This is a genomic window from Anoxybacillus dikiliensis (assembly GCF_050613275.1).
In the GTDB taxonomy this organism is placed as follows: domain Bacteria; phylum Bacillota; class Bacilli; order Bacillales; family Anoxybacillaceae; genus Anoxybacillus.
In genome coordinates this window covers 1,900,089-1,921,373 of the sequence record NZ_CP187112.1, presented here as the reverse complement: position 1 = coordinate 1,921,373, position 21,285 = coordinate 1,900,089, and the positions used below count along the sequence as shown (strand labels likewise).

Annotated in this window: 26 protein-coding genes; 18 read left to right on the top strand and 8 right to left on the bottom strand. The window is 42.0% G+C overall.

The annotated features are described in order from the left end of the window. Positions 1-3: 3 nt before the first annotated feature. The 3 genes from motB to pssA all read right to left on the bottom strand — a co-directional run bounded on the left by motB (position 4) and on the right by pssA (position 2,199). Positions 4-759: a flagellar motor protein MotB gene (gene motB / locus ACPF7I_RS10220; RefSeq protein ID WP_430743417.1), complete on the bottom strand. Its 756-nt coding sequence runs from the start codon at positions 757-759 to the stop codon at positions 4-6. Beyond that, positions 743-1,543 carry a flagellar motor stator protein MotA gene (gene motA / locus ACPF7I_RS10215; RefSeq protein ID WP_430743418.1) on the bottom strand — a complete coding sequence of 267 codons (801 nt, stop codon included), beginning with the start codon at positions 1,541-1,543 and terminating at the stop codon, positions 743-745. Before motA ends, motB begins: the two co-directional genes overlap by 17 nt. A gap of 116 nt (positions 1,544-1,659) precedes the next feature. Further along, positions 1,660-2,199 carry a CDP-diacylglycerol--serine O-phosphatidyltransferase gene (pssA, locus tag ACPF7I_RS10210; RefSeq protein ID WP_009374081.1) on the bottom strand — a complete coding sequence of 180 codons (540 nt, stop codon included), beginning with the start codon at positions 2,197-2,199 and terminating at the stop codon, positions 1,660-1,662. 124 nt (positions 2,200-2,323) lie between these two features. On the opposite strand from pssA, the gene ACPF7I_RS10205 reads away from it, so the two are divergent. Further along, entirely contained in the window at positions 2,324-3,121 is a 798-nt protein-coding gene (locus ACPF7I_RS10205; RefSeq protein WP_430743419.1) for a phosphatidylserine decarboxylase, read from the top strand. A gap of 11 nt (positions 3,122-3,132) precedes the next feature. On the opposite strand, the gene ACPF7I_RS10200 is transcribed toward ACPF7I_RS10205, so the two are convergent. After that, a complete protein-coding gene (locus ACPF7I_RS10200) occupies positions 3,133-3,273 on the bottom strand; it encodes a sporulation histidine kinase inhibitor Sda (protein ID WP_021095140.1) in 141 nt (46 codons plus the stop codon). A gap of 279 nt (positions 3,274-3,552) precedes the next feature. Between ACPF7I_RS10200 and ACPF7I_RS10195 the strand changes: the two genes are divergently transcribed. From ACPF7I_RS10195 to ACPF7I_RS10160, 8 genes are read left to right on the top strand one after another with little or no spacing between them, the layout of a single operon-like run. Then, positions 3,553-4,065, top strand: coding sequence for a YqeG family HAD IIIA-type phosphatase (locus tag ACPF7I_RS10195; protein WP_009374074.1), 513 nt, complete (start codon positions 3,553-3,555; stop codon positions 4,063-4,065). Positions 4,066-4,070: 5 nt separating this feature from the next. Continuing rightward, a complete protein-coding gene (yqeH, locus tag ACPF7I_RS10190; protein WP_430743421.1) occupies positions 4,071-5,174 on the top strand; it encodes a ribosome biogenesis GTPase YqeH in 1,104 nt (367 codons plus the stop codon). A gap of 20 nt (positions 5,175-5,194) precedes the next feature. Continuing rightward, the gene (gene aroE, locus ACPF7I_RS10185; RefSeq protein WP_430743423.1) at positions 5,195-6,022 is read left to right on the top strand and encodes a shikimate dehydrogenase; all 828 of its coding nucleotides are present in this window, start codon (positions 5,195-5,197) and stop codon (positions 6,020-6,022) included. Next, positions 6,016-6,309, top strand: a complete 294-nt coding sequence (gene yhbY / locus ACPF7I_RS10180) for a ribosome assembly RNA-binding protein YhbY (RefSeq protein ID WP_430743424.1) — start codon at positions 6,016-6,018, stop codon at positions 6,307-6,309. Before aroE ends, yhbY begins: the two co-directional genes overlap by 7 nt. A gap of 10 nt (positions 6,310-6,319) precedes the next feature. Then, positions 6,320-6,886 carry a nicotinate-nucleotide adenylyltransferase gene (locus tag ACPF7I_RS10175; protein ID WP_430743426.1) on the top strand — a complete coding sequence of 189 codons (567 nt, stop codon included), beginning with the start codon at positions 6,320-6,322 and terminating at the stop codon, positions 6,884-6,886. Then, complete coding sequence (gene yqeK, locus ACPF7I_RS10170; protein WP_009374066.1) at positions 6,876-7,451, top strand: bis(5'-nucleosyl)-tetraphosphatase (symmetrical) YqeK; 576 nt, start codon at positions 6,876-6,878, stop codon at positions 7,449-7,451. Before ACPF7I_RS10175 ends, yqeK begins: the two co-directional genes overlap by 11 nt. After that, positions 7,448-7,804 carry a ribosome silencing factor gene (rsfS, locus tag ACPF7I_RS10165; RefSeq protein ID WP_430743429.1) on the top strand — a complete coding sequence of 119 codons (357 nt, stop codon included), beginning with the start codon at positions 7,448-7,450 and terminating at the stop codon, positions 7,802-7,804. Before yqeK ends, rsfS begins: the two co-directional genes overlap by 4 nt. Then, positions 7,801-8,541, top strand: a complete 741-nt coding sequence (locus ACPF7I_RS10160; protein WP_430743431.1) for a class I SAM-dependent DNA methyltransferase — start codon at positions 7,801-7,803, stop codon at positions 8,539-8,541. The genes rsfS and ACPF7I_RS10160 overlap by 4 nt, the downstream gene beginning before the upstream one ends. Before the next feature lie 52 nt (positions 8,542-8,593). Here ACPF7I_RS10160 and comER read toward each other — a convergent pair whose 3' ends face one another. Next, a complete protein-coding gene (gene comER / locus ACPF7I_RS10155) occupies positions 8,594-9,424 on the bottom strand; it encodes a late competence protein ComER (RefSeq protein ID WP_430743433.1) in 831 nt (276 codons plus the stop codon). A gap of 77 nt (positions 9,425-9,501) precedes the next feature. Here comER and ACPF7I_RS10150 point away from each other — a divergent pair, with 77 nt between their 5' ends. The 3 genes from ACPF7I_RS10150 to ACPF7I_RS10140 are packed head-to-tail and all read left to right on the top strand — an operon-like array spanning position 9,502 to position 12,854. Further along, positions 9,502-10,092, top strand: a complete 591-nt coding sequence (locus tag ACPF7I_RS10150) for a helix-hairpin-helix domain-containing protein (RefSeq protein ID WP_430743435.1) — start codon at positions 9,502-9,504, stop codon at positions 10,090-10,092. A gap of 47 nt (positions 10,093-10,139) precedes the next feature. Continuing rightward, the gene (locus tag ACPF7I_RS10145) at positions 10,140-10,607 is read left to right on the top strand and encodes a ComE operon protein 2 (protein WP_430743437.1); all 468 of its coding nucleotides are present in this window, start codon (positions 10,140-10,142) and stop codon (positions 10,605-10,607) included. Between the two features lie 18 nt (positions 10,608-10,625). Further along, positions 10,626-12,854 carry a DNA internalization-related competence protein ComEC/Rec2 gene (locus ACPF7I_RS10140; protein WP_430743439.1) on the top strand — a complete coding sequence of 743 codons (2,229 nt, stop codon included), beginning with the start codon at positions 10,626-10,628 and terminating at the stop codon, positions 12,852-12,854. 48 nt (positions 12,855-12,902) lie between these two features. Here the strand turns inward: ACPF7I_RS10140 and ACPF7I_RS10135 are convergent, their stop codons facing one another. Beyond that, on the bottom strand, positions 12,903-13,037 hold the full coding sequence (locus ACPF7I_RS10135; protein ID WP_003393868.1) for a YqzM family protein: 135 nt from the start codon (positions 13,035-13,037) through the stop codon (positions 12,903-12,905). Positions 13,038-13,297: 260 nt separating this feature from the next. On the opposite strand from ACPF7I_RS10135, the gene holA reads away from it, so the two are divergent. Next, on the top strand, positions 13,298-14,257 hold the full coding sequence (holA, locus tag ACPF7I_RS10130; protein WP_430743441.1) for a DNA polymerase III subunit delta: 960 nt from the start codon (positions 13,298-13,300) through the stop codon (positions 14,255-14,257). Between the two features lie 9 nt (positions 14,258-14,266). On the opposite strand, the gene ACPF7I_RS10125 is transcribed toward holA, so the two are convergent. Further along, complete coding sequence (locus ACPF7I_RS10125; RefSeq protein WP_430743442.1) at positions 14,267-14,950, bottom strand: Crp/Fnr family transcriptional regulator; 684 nt, start codon at positions 14,948-14,950, stop codon at positions 14,267-14,269. Positions 14,951-15,009: 59 nt separating this feature from the next. After that, positions 15,010-15,276: a 30S ribosomal protein S20 gene (gene rpsT / locus ACPF7I_RS10120; RefSeq protein ID WP_021095125.1), complete on the bottom strand. Its 267-nt coding sequence runs from the start codon at positions 15,274-15,276 to the stop codon at positions 15,010-15,012. 192 nt (positions 15,277-15,468) lie between these two features. Between rpsT and gpr the strand changes: the two genes are divergently transcribed. From gpr to hemW, 5 genes are all read left to right on the top strand, one after another. Further along, positions 15,469-16,572, top strand: coding sequence for a GPR endopeptidase (gpr, locus tag ACPF7I_RS10115; protein ID WP_430743445.1), 1,104 nt, complete (start codon positions 15,469-15,471; stop codon positions 16,570-16,572). Between the two features lie 64 nt (positions 16,573-16,636). Then, positions 16,637-17,806 carry a stage II sporulation protein P gene (spoIIP, locus tag ACPF7I_RS10110; protein ID WP_430743446.1) on the top strand — a complete coding sequence of 390 codons (1,170 nt, stop codon included), beginning with the start codon at positions 16,637-16,639 and terminating at the stop codon, positions 17,804-17,806. Positions 17,807-17,815: 9 nt separating this feature from the next. Then, positions 17,816-18,121, top strand: a complete 306-nt coding sequence (locus tag ACPF7I_RS10105; protein WP_430743448.1) for a YqxA family protein — start codon at positions 17,816-17,818, stop codon at positions 18,119-18,121. Between the two features lie 95 nt (positions 18,122-18,216). Further along, entirely contained in the window at positions 18,217-20,043 is a 1,827-nt protein-coding gene (gene lepA / locus ACPF7I_RS10100) for a translation elongation factor 4 (RefSeq protein WP_430743450.1), read from the top strand. A gap of 46 nt (positions 20,044-20,089) precedes the next feature. Then, entirely contained in the window at positions 20,090-21,232 is a 1,143-nt protein-coding gene (gene hemW / locus ACPF7I_RS10095; protein ID WP_430743452.1) for a radical SAM family heme chaperone HemW, read from the top strand. Positions 21,233-21,285 lie beyond the last annotated feature (53 nt).

Genomic DNA, 21,285 nt, shown 5'->3' with positions numbered 1-21,285 from the left:
CTTTTATTGTGCTGGCTCTTGCGGCATAATTAAAATTTCTACCCGTCGGTTTTTTGCGCGTCCTTCAGGTGTAGCATTTGAGGCGATCGGTTTAAACTCTCCATACCCTTTTGCGCTAAATAACTGCGGGTTTAATCTTGTATTTTCAAGCAATAGTTTCATAAAGTTGACGGCGCGCATCACGCTTAATTCCCAGTTCGAAGCAAATTTCGCATTGTTGATCGGCACGTTGTCTGTATGTCCGCTAATGACGATATTGCGAGGTGGATTCATGACGAGCAAGTTCGATATTTTTTTTGCGACATCGCGATATTGTGGCTTAATATCAGCGCTTCCTGAGTCGAACAACACATCGTTCGCAATCGTCACAAGCAACCCTTCTTCTGTCATCGCGACAGACAATTCTCCACTTAGTTGATTCGTTTTGACGTATTCGTTAAATTTACTTTGAATCTTTTTTAATTCCTCGTATTCTTCTTTTGAAATTTTGACATACGGTTTTTGACTCGGAGAATCTTTAATAATCGAGTCCATTTCTTCTCGTTCAACGGGACTTAAATATTGCAGCGCTCCTGTGCCACCTGTGAATACGCTATTAAACGCACGTGCAATTTCCATAAATTTTTTTGAGTCAATTTGACTACTTGCGAATAACACGATAAATAGCGCAAGCAACAACGTTAATAAATCGGCGTACGGAATTAACCAGCTTTCATCGACATGTTCCTCATGATGATGTTTTTTATGCTTTTTCGCCATTATTTTGAGCTCCTTGTCCTAAAAGTTTTTGACGTTCGCTCATCGGTAAATAAGAAGCTAATTTTTGTTCAATCGCCCGCGGTGCTTGTCCTTCAATGATCGAAAGCACTCCTTCAATCATCACTTGCCGCACTTTAATCTCTTCTTTCGACTTGCGTTTTAGCTTGTTCGCAAATGGATGCCAAAGAACGTATCCTGTGAAAATTCCCATGAGCGTTGCAACGAACGCCGCACTAATCGCGTGACCAAGACGCTCAATATCGGACATATCTTGAAGGGCAGCGATCAATCCGACGACGGCACCAAGTACCCCAAGCGTTGGAGCATACGTTCCTGCCTGCGTAAAAATCGTTGCATTCGCTAAATGACGTTCTTCCATTGCTTCAATTTCCTCAGTCATGACATCGCGGATAAATTCTTGTGACTGTCCGTCAATCGCTAAACTTAATCCGTTACGTAAAAACGGGTCATCAATTTCAGCGACTTTCGCTTCTAACGCTAACAACCCTTCGCGGCGGGCGATGTTTGCCCACTCAACGAACAGCGGAATGAGTTCTTCAATTTTTGGCGTTTTTGATTCTTTAAAAATCACCCCAAACAACTTTGGGACTTTTGCAATTTCTTTCGTTGGAAAGGCGATCGTGACGGCGGCCGCTGTCCCTAATAAAATGATTAAAATCGCCGCAGGGTTAATGAGCACAGCCGGGCTTACTCCTTTAAACACCATTCCGACACCGACAGCGATAATGCCAAGAATGAGCCCGATTAAGGACGTACGGTCCATGATATCACCTCTAGTTGTAGAATGAAAAATAAATCCAAGTTTATCATATAACTTATCCGAATGTTTGAAAAGGGAAATTTGTACGAAAAAACCCTTGAAGTTGGAAACTTCAAGGGTTACATTTTCTTTAATCGGAATGAACCGACCATTAAAAGTGAAAGCGTAAAAATAATAAAAATAAAAACGTAAGGTGGAAAATAGTGAATCGTTAAATAACTAAGCGTCAATAAGCAGCCTGCTGCTGTGATTGGCAAGCCGGTAAAATATCCGTTGCTTTCCGTAATGTTAAATCGTGCTAGGCGAAAAGCGCCACAACCGATATAAAAAATCGTAAAAAATGAGCCGGGTGCGCCAAATTCGTGCAATAATCCTTGATAAAGTAATAGTGCAGGCGCTACTCCAAATGATATAATATCACTCATTGAGTCCAATTGCTTTCCTAAATCAGATTCAATGTTCATTTTCCGAGCGACTGTTCCGTCGAAACGATCGGCAAGTGCCGCCAAAAAAATAAACAATACAGATACGTTTAGCTGGCCTTTCACCGCAAATAAAATGGCAAAGCCACCTAAGCTTAAGTTTGTCAACGTCAATACGTTTGCCGTATGCGCTTTAAGTTTTTTGATGGTATGATCAATATAATCAGATAAAAACATACACGTTCACTCCTTTATTAAAATCGTGCCGACCCACTTGCCAAAAATATCACTCGGTTACTAATATTTTATTGATAATAAGCAAACTAGTAAAGGATATTCTTTACTTTAGGAGGGAAAATCGTTGGTTAAATGGCTATATCGCCTATTCATTGAATTGACAAATCATCCTTTCACATCGAAGTGGCTCGCTTCGTTTACGCGCTCAAAATGGAGTCGCTTCGTTATTCCATCTTATGCGAAAGTATATAAAGTCAATGAAGAAGAAATGGAAAAAAAGTTGCACGAATATGAAACGCTTCAACAATTGTTCGTTCGCTCTTTAAAAGAAGGGCTTCGTCCGATTGACGAACATCCAGATAGTGTCGTAAGCCCTGTCGATGCGGTGATCGAAGATGTCGGCATCATTACGGACAAGAAAGAAATAATCGTCAAAGGAAAAACGTATTCCATTCTTGAAATGCTCGGTGATGACCATATAGCTGAAAAGTATTTGCATGGAACGTTTATTATTTTGTATTTAAGTCCAAGCCATTATCATCGCATTCATAGCCCAATATGTGGGGAAGTTGTGAAGCAATGGACGCTCGGCGGCAAGTCATACCCTGTCAACCGCCTCGGATTAAAGTATGGCAAAGATCCACTTTCTAAAAATTACAGAAGAATTACTGAACTGTGTACAAATGGTATGCATACAGCCATTGTGAAAGTCGGGGCGATGTTTGTCAACAGCATTGAATTAACACATGAACATGACTATGTGAGAAAAGGGGAAGAAATCGGCTATTTTTCGTTCGGTTCAACCGTTGTGTTATTGTTTGAAAAAGGTGCCTTTACGCTAGATGAACAAATTATTCCGCCACTTGAAGTAAAAATGGGACAACGTCTCGGCTTTTTTGTGCAAAAGAAAAAGAGCCAGTGACTAAGGGCTCATCACGAAGATTGTTTAATTTTATGGTCCAGATGGCGACGGAAAATTTCACGTTCAATGAGTTGGATAAATTCTTTGCTTAATTGTAATTCTTTTGCTTTGTAGTATGACTCAATTAACAAGTCGTCAGGCAAACATTTCATTTTTTTCGCCTCCTCGGTATACATGGAAGAATGTATACATATAATGGTAGGTTTATCTTCACTTTACCATAAATCAAAAATAAGAACAATTGTTCTAATTATCCACATGTATCGGTGGATAAGTTGTGGATTCGTTGTTTATAACGATGAAGAAATGTTGAAAAATGAATGTGGATCATGTGTATAAAGTTATCCACATGATGAGAAAAACGTCGGATTTTGTCGAAAAATTTTACAATTTGTTTATTTATGTAAAAAAGAGAGAAGGAATGAGGACGTATGTTAAAATATTTTCTGCCGAACGAACATGCGAAAAGTATTTTTGAAATTACTCCAGAACATTTAAAACAAAAAGGAATAAAAGGAATTATTACAGATTTAGATAACACGTTAATTGAATGGGATCGTCCACTTGCGACGCCTGACGTTGTTCGGTGGTTTGAACAAATGAAACAAAGCGGCATTCAAGTCACTGTCGTATCCAATAACAATAAAAAGCGAGTCGAAGCATTCGCTAAGCCGCTTGGCATCCCGTTTATTTTCGAAGCGCGCAAGCCGTTGACGCGGGCGTTTCAACAAGCGTTACGCGACATGAAATTGAAAAAAGAAGAAGTTGTTGTCATTGGCGATCAACTTCTCACCGATGTATTTGGTGGCAATCGGCTCGGATTACATACGATTTTAGTCGTTCCTGTTGCGCAAACAGACGGTTTTTTTACTCGAATTAATCGAAACATTGAACGAAAAATTTTAAATATGATGCGAAAAAAAGGTATGATTCATTGGGAGTGATAAAGATGAGTGAACAAATGATTTGCATTGGATGTGGAGTAACGATTCAAACGGAAGATGAAACGAAAATCGGGTATGCGCCTCCTTCAGCGCTAGAGAAAGATCCAATCATTTGCCAACGCTGTTTTCGATTAAAACATTACAACGAAGTGCAGGACGTGTCGTTAACGGATGACGACTTTTTAAACATTTTGCACGGCATCGGACAAGCGGACGGATTAGTTGTGAAAATCGTCGATATTTTTGATTTTAACGGCAGCTGGCTACCGGGACTACACCGATTTGTCGGGAAAAAAGATGTACTTCTTGTCGGCAACAAAGTTGATTTATTGCCAAAATCAGTAAAACATAACAAAGTAACGCGATGGATGAAACAATCCGCCCGCGAACTCGGTTTGCAGCCGCGCGACGTCTTTTTAGTGAGCGCCAATAAAGGATATGGAATGAAAGAAGTGATGGCAGCGATTGATGAATATCGCAACGGAAAAGACGTATATGTCGTCGGTTGTACGAACGTTGGAAAATCAACGTTTATTAATCGGATCATTAAAGAAGCAACAGGAAAAGGAAATGTCATTACGACATCGTATTTTCCGGGAACAACGCTTGATATGATTGAAATACCGCTTGATGACGGTTCGGCTCTTTATGATACGCCGGGAATTATTAACCATCATCAAATGGCGCATTTCGTCGATAAAAAAGATTTAAAAGTCATTACGCCAAAGAAGGAAATTAAACCGAAAGTGTATCAATTAAATGAACAACAAACGTTATTTTTCGGAGGGCTCGCTCGGTTAGATTATGTAAGCGGTGGAAGACGTCCATTTGTATGTTATATGTCAAATGAATTATTTATTCATCGAACGAAGCGCGACCATGCGGATGACTTGTATGAGAAACATCTCGGTGAATTGTTGCAGCCGCCGCGCAAAAGCTATTGCGAGCAATTGCCACCCCTTGTTGCCCATCATTTCACATTAAAAGAACCGAAAACAGATATTGTTTTTTCAGGTCTCGGTTGGGTGACATGTCATGAACCTGGCGCTCATGTCGTTGCGTATGCGCCAAAAGGTGTCGGTGTCATGTTGCGCAGATCGCTCATTTAACAGAAGAGGGGGAGAGGAACGTGAAGTTATTTGGCCTAATTGGTTGTCCTGTTCATCATTCCTTATCACCGCTTATGCATAATGATGCGTTTCAATCGTTACGTATTGCTGCGCATTATCATGCGTTTCATGTTGAACCTCACCTGTTAAAAGAGGCGGTGCAAGGGTTAAAAGCGTTACAATGTGCAGGGTTTAATGTGACGATTCCACATAAAACAGCGGTGATGGCGTATATGGATGAACTTGATGAAACGGCAAAACAAATGGGTGCAGTCAATACAGTCGTCAATGAAAATGGGAAATGGATTGGTTATAATACAGATGGTGAAGGGTTTGTCCGAGCGTTATGTGAGCAAATGAACATCGACTTATCAGGTGCGCGCATTTTGCTTGTTGGTGCAGGCGGAGCGGCGCGCGGCATTTATTTTACTCTTTTGAAACATCGTGTGTCTGCCGTGGATGTATGTAATCGTACCGCAGGAAAGGCGGAGACGTTTATTGCAAAACAAACATCTTCTGTTTACTCGCTTGAGGAAGCAGAGGAACGCGTAGGAGAGTATGATATTATTATTAATACAACGTCTGTCGGCATGTATCCACATGTCGATGCAATGCCTATTTCCCTTCAAACGTTAAAAAAAGGGACGATCGTCAGCGATATTATTTATAATCCGCTGATGACAAAATGGTTGCATGAGGCAAAAGAGAAGGGAGCGCGCGTGCAAAACGGCGTCGGCATGTTCGTCTACCAAGGTGCACTAGCGTTTGAAAAATGGACAGGGATCTTTCCGGATACAAAACGAATGGAACAAGTTGTTATACAACAGTTAGGAGGAAAAACATGTTAACAGGAAAACAAAAGCGATTTTTACGTTCTTTAGCTCATCATTTAACGCCGATTTTTCAAGTCGGAAAAGGCGGCGTGAACGACAATATGATTAAACAAATTGCCGATGCGCTTGAAGCGAGAGAGCTGATTAAAGTGAGCGTATTAAAAAATTGCGAAGAAGAAAAGGAAGTTGTTGCTGAGCAATTAGCGAAGGGCGCAGGGGCGGAGATCGTCCAACTGATCGGCCATACGATCGTGTTATATAAAGAGTCACGCAAACATAAACAAATTGTATTGCCAACGTAGGAGAGACGAAGTGAAAAAAGTAGGCATTTTAGGTGGGACGTTTGATCCGCCTCATTATGGGCATTTATTGATTGCAGATGATGTACGAACGGAATTAAAGCTCGATGAAATATGGTTTATGCCAAACTACATTCCGCCGCATAAAGATAAACAGGTGACCGATCATGTGCATCGTGTCAATATGTTGCGTATGGCGATTGCCAATCAACCACACTTTCGCGTTGAAACGATTGAATTAGAACGGAAAGAGCGATCGTATACGTACGACACGCTCGTTTTGTTAAAAAAAAGACATCCGCGTACGACATTTTACTTCATTGTTGGCGGAGATATGGTCGAATATTTGCCGCATTGGTATCGCATTGACGAACTCGTTCAGCTCGTGCAATTTGTCGGTGTGAAACGTCCGGGTTATTCGCTTTGTACACCGTATCCGATCATAGAAGTGGACGTGCCGACGTTTGCGGTTTCTTCTTCGCTCATTCGCGAACGCATTCAAGCCGGAAAAAGCGTGACGTATTTGTTGCCAGAAGCGGTTCAATTATATATAAAGGAGAATCGGTTGTATGAAACGTGAAGAGGCGCTAGCCATCGTGCGTAAGCAATTAAAAGAACAGCGGTACGTTCATACGGTAGGCGTGATGGAAACAGCTATTGAGCTAGCGAAATTATACGGAGCTGATGTTCAAAAGGCGGAATTAGCTGCTATTTTTCACGACTATGCGAAATTCCGTACGAAAGAAGAAATGAAGCGCATCATTGTAGAACAACAAATGCCACAAGACTTATTAGCATATAGTCCGGAATTATGGCATGCACCTGTTGGGGCATATTTAGTACAAACGGAAGTGGGCATTCAAGATGAAGAAATTTTGCAGGCGATTCGTTATCATACATCGGGGCGACCGAATATGACGTTGCTTGAAAAAATTGTGTATATCGCTGATTATATTGAGCCGAATCGTTCGTTTCCAGGCGTTGATGAAGTGCGAGCGCTAGCGCGAGAACATTTGGATCATGCGCTTTTCCGTGCGCTTCAAAATACGATTCAATTTTTAATGGACAAACGCGAGCCCATTTACCCAGATACGTTTCATACGTATAATGATATAGCAAAAAAATTAAAGGGGGTTTCATCGTGACAGAACGAGATGTTTTACGCATCGCAGTCAAAGCAGCAGATGAGAAAAAGGCAGAAAACATTGTAGCATTAAATATGAAAGGCATTTCGCTTGTTGCCGATTATTTTATGATTTGTCATGGCAATTCAGATAAACAAGTGCAGGCGATTGCGCGTGAAATTAAAGAAAAAGCGGAAGAACATGATGTTGTAGTCAAACGTGTGGAAGGATTTGACGAAGCGCGTTGGATTTTAGTTGATTTAGGGGATGTCGTCGTCCACGTGTTTCATAAAGAAGACCGCGAATATTATAACCTCGAACGGTTATGGGGCGATGCGCCGCTTGAACAAATTGAGAGTGATCTTGGGGCATGACGTACGAACGGTTTGCGAGTTGGTATGATCAATTAATGAGCGATGCCCCATATGATCAATGGTGTGCGCTCGTCGAACGAGCGGTGTCATCTTACGAGACAGGAAAGCGAATTCTTGATCTCGGATGCGGCACAGGAGAGCTTGCCCTTCGTTTAGCTGAAAAAGGATTTGACGTGACAGGTGTTGATTTATCGGAACAAATGTTGGCGATTGCGCAAATGAAAGCACAAGAACGCGGGGTCGGCCTTTCGTTTTTTCAGCAGGATATGCGTGACTTTGGTCCGTTTGAGCCGTTTGATACGATCGTCATTTTTTGCGATTCACTCAATTATTTATTGCAAGAAGAAGATGTGGTCGCTACGTTTTCGCGCGTATATGATCAATTGAAGTCAGGTGGATTGTTTTTATTTGACGTGCATTCTTTATTTAAAATGGAAAACGTCTTTTTACAACATGGGACGTTTGCGAGCAATGATGATGAAGTGAGCTATATATGGAACTGTTATCCGGGCTCGTGGCCGCATAGCGTCGAACATGAATTGACGTTTTTTGTCCGATTAGACGAAGGGGTATATGAGCGAGTTGATGAAATGCATGTGCAGCGCACGCACGATGTAGATCGATATGCCACATGGCTAAAACAAGCAGGGTTTCGCTTGCTGCACGTATGGGCGGATTTTACAGAACAACAGCCGACAAATGAAAGTGAGCGCATTTTTTTCATTGCGCAAAAATAACGTCCCAAAAGTGTTTGCTTTTGGGACGTTTTATTTAGCAGGATTTTTTCAATTAATCGCGAACATAATCAATCTGTTGGCGCACCTTTTCTTTTTCTTCGTCAAATTTTTCATGTGTTTTTTGAAAAACATGAGCGAACAAGTCTCCGACTTCTTTTTCTAACACGTCAATGCCAGCCCCTGTAATGCCACCTTTGACGCACACTTTCTCCTGCAATGTCGGCAACGTATACAATTGTTTTTCAAGCAAGGCGCCTAGTCCGATCATCATTTCTGTTGCTAACATCGTTGCTTGTTCTTTTGTAATGGACGTCTGCTGCACAGCTGCATCGATAAATTTTTGAATTAAGTAGCTAAAAAAGGCAGGACCGCAGCTCGTTAAATCAGAAGCGATGCGCGTAATAGGCTCGTCTATGTATATTGGACGAGAAATGGAGCGAAACAGCTGTTCAACCGTTGTCCGATATGCATCTGCACAGCGTTCGCTGACGGTAATTAAAGAGCTCCCTGCAAGCGCGCGGTTTGTGATGCTTGGAATGACGCGAATGACGTGACATGGCACGAGCGATTCGAGCTGTTGAACCGAGACCGGGCTCGTAATCGATACGATGCAATGATCATCTGTTAAATGTGGACGTAGTTGCTTTAAAACAGCAGGCATATGTAACGGCTTTGTGCAAATGAAAATAATCGTTGCATGTTTGGCTACTTCTTCGTTCGTTTGTATGACATGAACGTTTGGATAACGTTGTTGTATACTGTACGCTTTTTCAAGCGTCCGATTCGTAATAAATAGTTGTTCTTGTTTTACAGCATTTCCGTTAATAAACGATTCAATTAAAATCGTTCCCATGTTTCCTGTTCCGATAAACCCTATATTCAACGGTACTCCCCCCTTATCCGTCACCACTATATGTCATATGTATGCGACGATGACACGTTTTATGAAAGGGTGAACGTATGAAGTGGATAAAAACGTATGAGCGTTGGATATATATTGGGGCGCTTGTTGTTGGAACGATCATTTGGGTGACGCAACGGGAAGAAACGACAATACAACCGTTGTCGTTAGAACAAAATGAACAACAAGTAGAACAACAAGCGGAGAAACAAGAAGAGGAAACGTCTGTTTTCATTGATGTGAAAGGAGCGGTCAAGCGAGCCGGAGTATACGAAGTCGCACCGACAAGCCGTATTCGAGATGTGATTGAAATGGCAGGAGGATTAACAGAAGAAGCGGATGAAACGAAAGTGAATTTGGCGATGAAAGTGCGTGATGAAATGGTCATTTACGTGCCGAAAAAAGGAGAAGAAATAAGCGAATTAGCGGACACGCATACGACAGACGGATCAAACGGGAAAGTAAACATTAATACAGCGACAGCAGAGCAACTACAAACGTTACAAGGCATCGGGCCTGCGAAAGCCGCTGCCATTATTGCATATCGCGAGGAGCACGGACCATTTCAAAAAGCGGAAGATTTGTTGAATGTGAGCGGAATTGGGCAAAAATCGCTTGAAAAAATAAAACAACAAATTGTCGTCCGCTAAAATTGACGATAAACTAAAGGCATAATGGACAAGGGGGGAGAAGCGATATGAACCGAATTACATGGGATCAATATTTTATGGCGCAAAGCCATTTATTAGCGTTACGTAGTACGTGCACAAGGTTGGCGGTCGGCGCAACGATCGTGCGCGATAAACGTATCATTGCAGGAGGATATAACGGCTCGATCGCAGGCGGAGCACATTGTATAGACGAAGGATGTTATGTCATTGACAACCATTGTGTGCGTACGATTCATGCGGAAATGAACGCCATTTTACAATGCGCAAAGTTTGGTGTGCCAACAGAAGGGGCGGAAATATACGTCACCCATTTTCCTTGTTTACAATGTTGTAAAGCGATTATTCAAAGCGGGATCAAGGCTGTTTATTATGCGAACGACTATAAAAATCATCCGTTTGCTTTGCAATTGTTTGAACAAGCAGGGGTAACGGTTCAACACGTTCCTTTTGATGTGGAATGTATTCCGACATTTTTACATGCGAAGGGGAGATGATGTATCGTTTATGTAGCGATGGCGGCCGTTTTGGCCGTCCTGTCTATATTGACAAAATCCGTTGTTTGCTTTGTGCTCTCGGTTGCGTATCATTTGTTTTTGTTTTGGCGGAAGCGAACGTTCTTTTTCGTTTGTGCTAGCGCATATTTGTTTTTTCTGTTATGGAGCCATTCGATCGATCGTCATAACGTGACGACGCTTTCAGGACATGAAACAGCGTTGTTCGTGCGATTTGTTGCTCCGATTTATATCGATGGGGATCGAATAAAAACGGTTGTACAATGGAAACAAGAGCGTTTACAGCTTATTTATCGACTTCGTACGGAAGAAGAAAAATATGAATGGGATGCGCTTCAAATCGGTACAGCCTGTTTGGTGAAAGGAGCGCTTGAGCGTCCCTCTTTGCCGACGAACCCGTATGCGTTCAATTATCGCCAATATTTGTTTTATCATCGCATCCATTGGATCGTTCGCCCTACTTCGCTTGAACGGTGCATGCGCACACACGTGACATGGATGGAACGATTACAACTAATTCGACAGCATGGCATTCGCTACATTCAAAGCCATTTTCCTCATGACGTGGGCGCGTTTATGCAGGCGCTAATTTACGGTGAACGAAGCGATATAGAGCCAACCGTTCTTGCGGGCTATCAAAAGTTAGGGCTTATCCATTTGCTAGCGATTTCAGGTTTGCATATGACATTGCTTGTTGGTGGTTGTTTTTATTTATTCATTCGTTTCGGGATCACCCGAGAACGAGCAACCTTGATTTTATTATGTTTTATTCCTTTATACGTCATTTTATCAGGGGCCGCTCCGTCAGTAATGCGCGCAGCAATTATGACAAGTTGTTTTCTTCTCTTTTCCTCTCGTCTTCGCACGCTTGATGCATTAAGCGTCGCTTGTCTTCTTTTACTACTAAAAAACCCATATATGATATTTCATCTCGGTTTTCAATTATCTTTTCTCGTTTGTTTTGCGTTAATTATTTGTTCTTCGTTTATTCAAAACGAACGTTCAATAATTCGTCAGTTGTTTATGACATCGTTTATTGCACAAATAGGGGCATTGCCGATTTTGCTTTACCATTTTTATGAATTTTCCGTTTTATCGATCCCATTAAACATCATGTTTGTTCCGCTTTATTCTTTTGTCATTTTGCCGCTCTCATTTCTGGCGTGGTTAATCCACTTCTTTGTGCCGTTTGTTAGCCCGATGATCACATATGTATTGACATTTGTGATTGAACATGCAAACAAGCTTGTTATTTCATTAGCACATACGTTTTTGCTCACCCTCGGTCGCCCGCCAACGTGGTTGTTGATCGCTTATATCTTCTCGATTGCTCTCTTTTTTCTTTCGTTTGAGTATAAACAAATCATCTTTCGTTTTTCGTTTCTTTTTGTGATCATCGTTCATTTCGTTTGGCCGTTTTTTCGTCCGAGCGGCGAAGTCGTCATGTTAGATGTTGGACAAGGAGATAGTATATATATCGAATTGCCGTATCGAAAAGCCATTTATATGATTGATACGGGCGGAACGATGTCATTTGGCGATGAGCCGTGGAGAAAAAGGAAGCAATCGTTTCGTGTCGGAGAAGATGTCATCGTTCCGTTTTTGAAAGCAAAGGGGGTTCGGACACTTGATGCGCTCATTGTGACACACGGTGATTTCGATCATATCGGGGATGCAAGCGATGTATTAAATGCTGTCCGTGTGCGAAAACTGTTTGTCGGTATGCACAAAAATGATTTGCTGCAAACGGTCATAGAACATGCGATCAATAAAGGGACGCATGTCCAAATGGTGAAAAGCGGCGATCGTTGGACGGTTGGGAACGCGCAATTTTACATTCTTTCTCCGTTTGGAAATGAAGAGACGACAAATGACGGTTCGATTGTGCTGTACGCGTTTATGGGAGGAGCATACTGGCTATTTACAGGTGATTTAGAAGAAAAAGGAGAACAACAACTCATCACGATGTACCGCTCATTGCCCGTTGACATGTTAAAAGTCGGGCATCACGGAAGTAAAACATCGACATCTGAGCTATTTTTACAACATATTCGTCCGAAAGTGGCGCTTATTTCAGTCGGACGTCGCAATCGGTACGGACATCCGCATCGTGAAGTGCTCGAGCGTTTGCGCGACTATCACGTTCGTACGTTTCGTACGGATGAACATGGTGCCATCGTCATTCGTTTTTCGAAACGGATAAGCACCATTCAAACGTTTTCCCCATAAAATGAAAGAAAAAAGAGACTGCAGCGTGCAATCTCTTTCGGGTGTTCATTATGCACCAAAAAATTTAACAAGTGTAGCAATAATGAACATAGTGGCAAAAAAGCCGAATGATACGATGAAGCCAACAGCCGAGTCAACGGCATCGTTGCGCGTACATTGAACGTTTTTTTCAAATTCGTTCATGACCATCCCTCCTATTTTCTCACCATTAGTATAAGGGAAAAAAGAGAGAAAATCTACATCGTTGACAACAGTTGTCACAAATAGTTCGTGCGAGATCGGAAAAGATAAGGATACCCGTTGGACAAATGAGTTCCTAGGGCTTGTTTTCCAACGTTTAAATAAATGGGAGTTGGCGATTTTCATCTGCTAACTCCCTTGTAAAATGCTCCGAAACGTTGTATGTTCTTTAAAGAAAACGGCTGAAGAATGGGGAAGAGAACATGGAACAACTATATGTCATATATGGCACGGAGCATTTTTTAATGAAACAAGCGTATGAACAAATTGTTCGCCGGGCGTTGTCAGATGAAGAACGTGAATGGAATGTTAGTACATACGATTGCGAAGAAACACCGATTGAAGTGGCGCTTGAAGATGCGGAGACGCTTCCGTTTTTCGGTGAGCGAAAAATCGTCATTGTGAAGCAACCGTATTTTTTAACGGCGGAAAAAGGGAAAGATAAGGTCGAGCACGACGTCAAGCGGCTAGAAGCTTACATCGAGCGACCAGCGCCGTTTTCAAGCGTCATTTTTGTCGGAGCGTATGAAAAGTTGGACGAGCGTAAAAAAGTGACGAAAGCGTTATTAAAGAAGGCGAACGTCATCGTTGCCAAGCCGCTCAATGAAAAAGAATTAAAGCAATGGGTAAAAGGACAATGTCAAATCGACGATGATGCGATCGATGTGTTACTTACATTAGCAGGCACAGATTTAGCGACATTAGCGAACGAAATTGAAAAGCTGATGCTTTTCGCTTCGCACCGCTCTATTACAGCAAGCGATGTTCGATTGCTTGTGTCGCGCACGCTAGAACAAAATGTATTTACTCTCGTTGAACAAATGGCCAAGCAAAACATCCCTGCTGCGTTGCAGACGCTTCAAGATTTGTTGCGCCAAAATGAAGAACCAATTAAGCTTGTTGCTCTATTAGCAAGTCAATTTCGGCTTATTTATGAAGTAAAGGAACTGATGAAAACAGGGTACGGTCAACAACAAATCGCCTCGATGTTAGGTGTCCATCCGTTCCGTGTAAAAGTGGCGGCTGGTTATGCGACGGGGTTTTCAGAACAACAGCTCATGAGCATTTTATACGATTTAGCAGAAACCGACTATGCGCTAAAAAGTAGCGCAATGGATAAACAGTTGTTATTGCAGTTGTTTTTCTTAAAGTTGCAGCGGTAGAGATTTTATCTACCGCTTTTGTTGTAACGCATCGACATCGATCATATAGTAGCCATCGCCATCTGTTGTGACGATCCCTTCCTGTTTGAGTTGGCTTAGTACACGGCTGACCGTTTCGCGCGCGGCGCCAATCATATTGGCTAATTCTCGCGTTGTGAGCAATGTTTTTAGACGATAACGACCGTTCATATATACGCCGTTTGTTGTTGCTAACCGAATGAAAAGCCGGGCCAATTGTTCAGCTGTATTGTGAAAGGCTAGCTCTTCTAAACGTGTTTGCAATTCGATAATTTTTTCGCCCATGATGCGAAACAGCTTGATACATAGCTGTGGATAACAAATGAGTGTTTGTTCAAATTGCTCAATCGGAATGACAATGAGTGTTGTTTCGTCCATCATTTCCGCATGTGCAGGATACGTGCCACGCCGGAAAAAGCCGGTATGTGGAAACATATCTCCCTCTTGTAAAATAGATACAATTTGTTCTTTTCCGCTTACATCTGTTTTGTAAATTTTTACTGTCCCACGAGCGATAAAAAAGACGCGATCAAGCGGGTCGCCTTGCAGAAACGCAAGCATTTTCGGTTTATACGTCCGGACGGTCGCGATATGTACGATCGTTTCTAATTCTTCATCAGATAGTTGGGAAAATAGCGAAATCGTTTTTAACTGTTGTTTCACCCAATGAAACATATACATCCCCTCCCATAATGAAAAAAACAGCTTGCCGCGTATGACAAGCTGTTTTTTCGTTATGCTGTAATGCTGTTTAATTTTTTCGCTAAACGTGATTTATAGCGATTTGCAGCATTTTTGTGGATTAAGCCTTTGCTAGCTGCTTTGTCAATTTTTTTCGTTGCAAATGCGAAAGCTTCTTTTGCTTTTTCCACATCTTTTAATTCAACAAGCGCTTCAAACTTTTTGATTGCTGTGCGCATTGCTGATTTCATAGCTGCGTTATGAGCGCGGCGCTTTTCGCTTGTTTTTGCACGTTTAATTGCAGATTTAATGTTTGCCATTTTTTTCACCTCCGTTAACCGATCGCAAATATATACGTTCAATACGCGACAGTTCGATGAACAATAAGAACAAGTGATATTCTACCAAACTGCTCTTAATTATGCAATAGGGCAAAGCCGGAAAAGTGCGATTGTATGAAAAAGGAGGAAAATGGATAAAACAAATGATAAAAAATACATGGAGGAGACCGTATGATTGATTTACGACCGTATAGCGTACGAACGGATTTAGCCATTGAGGCACACGAAATAGCCATTGAAGAACGATTGCAAAACGAAAAACAAACGTCACTAGAAGGGGTATTCATTCGCGATTGGGAAGAAGATGGCATTCATTTTTCGTTTGTCGAAGTAACAGAGGAAGGTGCAAAAACGTTAGGGAAGAAAGTTGGGAAATATTTGACAATTGAGGCACAAGGCATTCGAACACAAGATACCGATTTGCAGCAAAAAGTGGAAAAATTATTCGCGAAACATTTTCATGCCTTTTTACAGCAGCTTGGCATTTCGAAAGAAGCAAGTTGTCTTGTCGTTGGGTTAGGGAATGCAGAAGTAACCCCTGATGCGCTCGGTCCGTTAGCTGTATCGAATTTAGTCGTGACGCGCCATTTATTTCAACTGCAACCAGAGAGCGTTCAAGACGGATTTCGCTCGGTCAGTGCGCTCGCTCCAGGGGTCATGGGGATGACAGGCATTGAAACGAGCGACGTCATTGCGGGCATCGTTGAAAAAATTCAACCGGATTTTATTATTGCCATTGATGCGTTAGCAGCGCGTTCAATTGAACGAGTAAACGCCACTATTCAAATTTCAGATACCGGTATTCATCCGGGATCAGGGGTAGGAAATAAACGAAAAGAACTTAGCAAACAAACGTTAGGTATTCCTGTTATTGCGATTGGTGTACCGACTGTTGTCGATGCGGTATCGATTGCAAGCGACACGATTGACTTATTGTTAAAACATCTCGGTCGCGAGATGAAAGAAGGAAATCAACCTGCCCGTGCTCTTGCCCCGGCGAGTCTCGTATTCGGAAAGAAAAAAAAGTTGACGGAAGAAGATTTGCCGAGCGAATCGGATCGTTCTACTTTTTTAGGGATGGTCGGCATGCTTAATGAAGAAGAAAAACGGAGGTTAATTTACGAAGTGCTTGCCCCGATCGGTCATAATTTAATGGTTACGCCAAAAGAGGTCGATGTATTTATTGAGGAAATGGCAAACATATTAGCAGGCGGGTTGAACGCTGCCCTACATCATCGCATTGATCAAGAAAACGTCGGGGCATATACGCATTAGTTTTTCGTTCTATCTTTCAAAGCATTGTCATATTGATAGAGTAGACAAGCTTTGAAAGGGTGAAGTGAAGAAAATGATGGTGACCGTTCACGGAACAAGTATAAAAAAGTGGATTATATTCATTTTGTTTACGTTTATTAGTACGATAACAGTTGTCGCGACAATGACAGCGACGTCAACATATCGCCTTTCCTCTTCTTCTGTTCATGAAATGACGAATCGTTTTTCGACGGAGTCGCTTGTATATGTACTTTCATTTGAAAATGTGTATTTTCGTGAAATGCTACCAAAAGAAAAACAGCAACTGCCTTATTCTACATATTTTTTTCAAATGACAACAAGCGTGAATTTTCATGATCCGCGCAGTTTGTTAGGACGGGAGTTACCCGGCTTTTCACTGTATGATAGCGAAATTATTTTAGCTGGTGAAGGAACAAACTTTACAAACATTCCGTACGAGTCGCCCCCTCCTTTAGAAGTGTTGCTTGCTGAGCGAGAGGCGGCACAAGAGCAGCTTCAAGAGGAAGAAATGCCACTTGCTCCCGCCCCTTCACAAACGACAGGAGGAAAGAAAGTTGTTTATATTTATCATACACATACACAAGAATCGTATTTGCCAGCGTTAAAAGGGGTGACGAATCCAAACTTTGCGCATCATCCAACTGTGAATGTAACGAAAGTCGGAAAAAAACTTGGAGAAGAATTGGAAAAGCGTGGGATCGGTACAGTTGTTGATACGACCGACTTTATAGGTAAATTGTTAAAAAACGACATGCCGTATTACCGAGCGTACGACATGTCGCGTAAAACGGTTGTTGAAGCGATGGCAAACAATCGAGACGTTCAATATTTAATTGACATTCATCGTGATTCTCGGCGTCGCAACGATACGACCGTAACAATTAACGGCGTCGACTATGCGAGAGTGTCGTTTATTATCGGTGGAGAAAATGCGAAATATGAAAAAAACTTACAGCTTGTTACGAAATTACATGAGCTACTTGAAAAAAAATATCCTGGGTTAAGTCGCGGAACGTTTGAGAAAAAAGGAGTCGGGACAAATGGAAAGTTTAATCAAGATTTATCGGAGAACGCGATTTTAATCGAGTTTGGCGGAGTTGATAATACGTTTCAAGAATTGTACCGGACAGCATCCGCTGTGGCGGATGTATTTAGCGAATATTATTGGCAAGCAGAAAAAGTAAATGCGACTCAACCGGCAGAAAAAAAGTAGGTGAGTAAGATGGTGAAATTTACGATGCAAAGTTTACTCATCGCCGTCATTTTTTTAGTAGGTGTATTGCTCGGCATGCAGCAAGCGAATGAAGGGATGCGGAAAATGAAAGGGTATAACGATCCATCGCTTGAGCGAGTCATACACGTATCAAAAGATGAAACGATCGTGCTCGGGCAATCGATTGAAGAAAAAAAAGAAAAATTGCAACAAATTGAGGCGTTTAACATGTTTTCGAAGGCAGGCCAAAAACTTGCGACATTCGTTCATTCGCTCGTTGAACATATGCTTTCGTTTATGCAAAAGGCAGGATAACGATCCGCCTTTTCTTTATTTTGCGTTGAATATTGCAAACGTTGTTGCTATAATCAAAGCTAGCGTATTTCGGAAATTATAGGAGTGGAACATAGATGAATCGTGAAGAAAGATTAAAAAGAAGGGATCGCATTCGCAACTTTTCCATTATTGCACATATCGACCACGGCAAATCTACGCTTGCCGACCGCATTCTTGAAAAGACGGGTGCGCTATCTGAACGCGAGATGAAAGAACAAGCGCTCGATTCGATGGAGTTAGAGCGCGAGCGCGGCATTACGATTAAATTAAATGCTGTTCAGCTTCATTACAAAGCGAAAGATGGGGAAGATTACATTTTACATTTAATTGATACGCCTGGTCACGTCGACTTTACGTACGAAGTATCGCGTAGTTTAGCAGCGTGTGAAGGGGCGATTTTAGTCGTTGATGCGGCACAAGGCATTGAAGCACAAACGCTTGCTAACGTATATTTAGCGATTGATAACAATTTAGAAATTTTGCCGGTCATTAATAAAATTGACTTGCCGAGTGCGGACCCTGAGCGTGTTCGCCAAGAAATTGAAGATGTGATCGGTCTTGACGCATCAGAAGCTGTATTAGCATCGGCGAAAGTCGGCATTGGAATTGATGAAATTTTAGAGCAAATCGTTCAAAAAATTCCTGCTCCATCTGGAGATCCAGATGCCCCGCTTAAAGCGCTTATTTTTGACTCGCTTTATGACCCATATCGCGGCGTTGTTGCATACATCCGCGTTGTCGAAGGAACGGTGAAAGCAGGCCAAAAAATTAAAATGATGGCGACAGGAAAAGAATTTGAAGTCGTTGAAGTCGGGGTATTCACGCCGAAAGCGAAAATCGTCGATGAATTGACCGTTGGGGATGTCGGCTATTTAACCGCATCGATTAAAAACGTAAGCGATACGCGCGTCGGGGATACGATTACGCATGCCGACAATCCAGCAGCTGAACCGCTTCCAGGATATCGTCGTTTAAATCCGATGGTGTTTTGCGGTTTGTATCCAATCGATACAGCACGTTATAACGATTTGCGCGAGGCGTTAGAAAAGCTTCAGTTAAACGATGCAGCGTTGCAGTTTGAACCAGAGACATCCCAAGCGCTCGGTTTCGGTTTCCGATGCGGCTTTTTAGGTCTTTTGCATATGGAAATTATTCAAGAGCGTTTAGAGCGCGAGTTTAACATTGATATTATTGCGACAGCGCCAAGCGTTATTTATAAAGTATATTTAACGGACGGAACAGAGTTAGCGGTCGATAACCCATCAAACATGCCAGATCCACAAAAAATTGACCGCGTCGAAGAGCCGTACGTGCGAGCGACGATTATGGTACCGAACGATTTCGTCGGTCCTGTCATGGAACTATGTCAAAAGAAACGCGGCATTTTTGGTGATATGCAATATTTAGACGAGCGACGCGTGACGCTCACATATGAATTGCCGCTTGCTGAAATCGTATACGACTTCTTTGACATTTTAAAATCGAGCACGAAAGGATACGCATCGTTTGACTACGAGTTAATTGGCTATAAGCCGTCTAAACTTGTAAAAATGGACATTTTATTAAACGGTGAAAAAGTCGACGCTTTATCGTTTATTGTCCATCGCGACTCAGCGTACGATCGTGGAAAAGTAATCGTGGAAAAGTTAAAAGATTTAATTCCGCGTCAACAGTTCGAAGTACCTGTGCAAGCCGCCATCGGCAATAAAATTATTGCACGTTCAACAATTAAAGCGCTGCGTAAAAACGTATTGGCGAAATGTTACGGTGGAGATATTTCCCGTAAGCGAAAGTTGCTTGAGAAGCAAAAAGAAGGGAAAAAGCGCATGAAACAAGTCGGCTCTGTTGAAGTGCCGCAAGAAGCGTTTATGGCTGTGTTAAAGATGGACGATCAAAAATAACCGCAGAATGTTTCTGCGGTTTTTTATATAGAAAAGGGTGAAACGAGTGATTCAAGCAGCATATATTCATATTCCGTTTTGTACGCACATTTGTCATTATTGTGATTTCAATAAAGTATTTTTACATCAACAGCCGGTCGACGATTATATTGATGCGTTAATCATCGAAATGGAACGGACGTTTGAACGTGTTCCGACACGGCAATTACAAACCGTATTTATCGGTGGAGGAACGCCGACATCATTGACCGCCCGACAGCTTGATCGATTATTGCATGCTATTCACCGCATCGTTTCGCTCGCTTCAGATGTCGAGTTTACCGTTGAAGCGAATCCGGATGAAGTGAGCGATGAACAGTTATACGTGCTTAAGCAATGGGGAGTGAACCGCCTCAGTTTTGGTGTGCAAACGTTCGATCGTGAACTGCTCCGACGCATTGGGCGTACACATACGAAAGAAACAGCGATCGAAACGATTGAGCGCGTGCACAAGCTCGGCTTTCATAATATCAATATCGATTTAATGTACGGATTGCCGACACAAACGATCGACCATCTGAACGAAACGTTGCGCGTGACGTTTTCGCTGCCGATCCAACATGTGTCTGCCTACTCGCTTATTATTGAGCCAAAAACAGTATTTTACAACTTAATGAAAAGACAGACGTTGCCGTTGCCAAGTCAAGAAGAAGAAGCGCATATGTATGAAATCATTATGGAACAGATGGAGCAACACGGATATAAACAATATGAACTAAGTAATTATGCTCAAAAAGGGTTTGATAGCCGCCATAATATGACATATTGGAGTAACGACTATTACTACGGATTTGGCGCAGGTGCTCATAGTTATATGAACGGGGTTAGATATGTAAACGCTGGTCCAATAAAAAAATATATACAGCTCATTGGGCAAGGGCAGTTACCACATGTAGATACGCATGTGGTGTCAAAAGAAGAGCGAATGGAAGAGCATATGTTTCTTGGTTTACGAAAAATCGAAGGGGTTAATAAAAATGAATTTTTCATGCGATATGGAAAAACGGTGCATGACGTTTTCGGTGAAGCCATTGACTTGCAAAAACGAAACGGATTGCTTGAAGAGACGGAGGAAACAATTGTTCTTACGCATCGCGGCAAATTGCTCGGTAATGAAGTATTTCAATCGTTTCTTGGTGTTTCATCTTGACACGACAAGTGCAATTTGATACCTTAATAGTAGATTTAGCACTCGCTCTATGA

Excerpts from the sequence above, each read along its gene's own strand:
- motB (WP_430743417.1), bottom strand. The coding sequence starts at position 759 with ATGGCGAAAAAGCATAAAAAACATCATCATGAGGAACATGTCGATGAA.
- gpr (WP_430743445.1), top strand. The coding sequence starts at position 15,469 with ATGATTGATTTACGACCGTATAGCGTACGAACGGATTTAGCCATTGAG.
- pssA (WP_009374081.1), bottom strand. The coding sequence starts at position 2,199 with ATGTTTTTATCTGATTATATTGATCATACCATCAAAAAACTTAAAGCG.
- yqeK (WP_009374066.1), top strand. The coding sequence starts at position 6,876 with ATGAAACGTGAAGAGGCGCTAGCCATCGTGCGTAAGCAATTAAAAGAA.
- rpsT (WP_021095125.1), bottom strand. The coding sequence starts at position 15,276 with ATGGCAAACATTAAATCTGCAATTAAACGTGCAAAAACAAGCGAAAAG.
- ACPF7I_RS10150 (WP_430743435.1), top strand. The coding sequence starts at position 9,502 with ATGAAGTGGATAAAAACGTATGAGCGTTGGATATATATTGGGGCGCTT.
- ACPF7I_RS10105 (WP_430743448.1), top strand. The coding sequence starts at position 17,816 with ATGGTGAAATTTACGATGCAAAGTTTACTCATCGCCGTCATTTTTTTA.
- ACPF7I_RS10200 (WP_021095140.1), bottom strand. The coding sequence starts at position 3,273 with ATGAAATGTTTGCCTGACGACTTGTTAATTGAGTCATACTACAAAGCA.
- motA (WP_430743418.1), bottom strand. The coding sequence starts at position 1,543 with ATGGACCGTACGTCCTTAATCGGGCTCATTCTTGGCATTATCGCTGTC.
- holA (WP_430743441.1), top strand. The coding sequence starts at position 13,298 with ATGGAACAACTATATGTCATATATGGCACGGAGCATTTTTTAATGAAA.
- ACPF7I_RS10160 (WP_430743431.1), top strand. The coding sequence starts at position 7,801 with ATGACGTACGAACGGTTTGCGAGTTGGTATGATCAATTAATGAGCGAT.
- ACPF7I_RS10125 (WP_430743442.1), bottom strand. The coding sequence starts at position 14,950 with ATGTTTCATTGGGTGAAACAACAGTTAAAAACGATTTCGCTATTTTCC.
- yqeH (WP_430743421.1), top strand. The coding sequence starts at position 4,071 with ATGAGTGAACAAATGATTTGCATTGGATGTGGAGTAACGATTCAAACG.
- ACPF7I_RS10135 (WP_003393868.1), bottom strand. The coding sequence starts at position 13,037 with ATGAACGAATTTGAAAAAAACGTTCAATGTACGCGCAACGATGCCGTT.
- yhbY (WP_430743424.1), top strand. The coding sequence starts at position 6,016 with ATGTTAACAGGAAAACAAAAGCGATTTTTACGTTCTTTAGCTCATCAT.
- ACPF7I_RS10145 (WP_430743437.1), top strand. The coding sequence starts at position 10,140 with ATGAACCGAATTACATGGGATCAATATTTTATGGCGCAAAGCCATTTA.
- ACPF7I_RS10140 (WP_430743439.1), top strand. The coding sequence starts at position 10,626 with ATGGCGGCCGTTTTGGCCGTCCTGTCTATATTGACAAAATCCGTTGTT.
- lepA (WP_430743450.1), top strand. The coding sequence starts at position 18,217 with ATGAATCGTGAAGAAAGATTAAAAAGAAGGGATCGCATTCGCAACTTT.
- ACPF7I_RS10195 (WP_009374074.1), top strand. The coding sequence starts at position 3,553 with ATGTTAAAATATTTTCTGCCGAACGAACATGCGAAAAGTATTTTTGAA.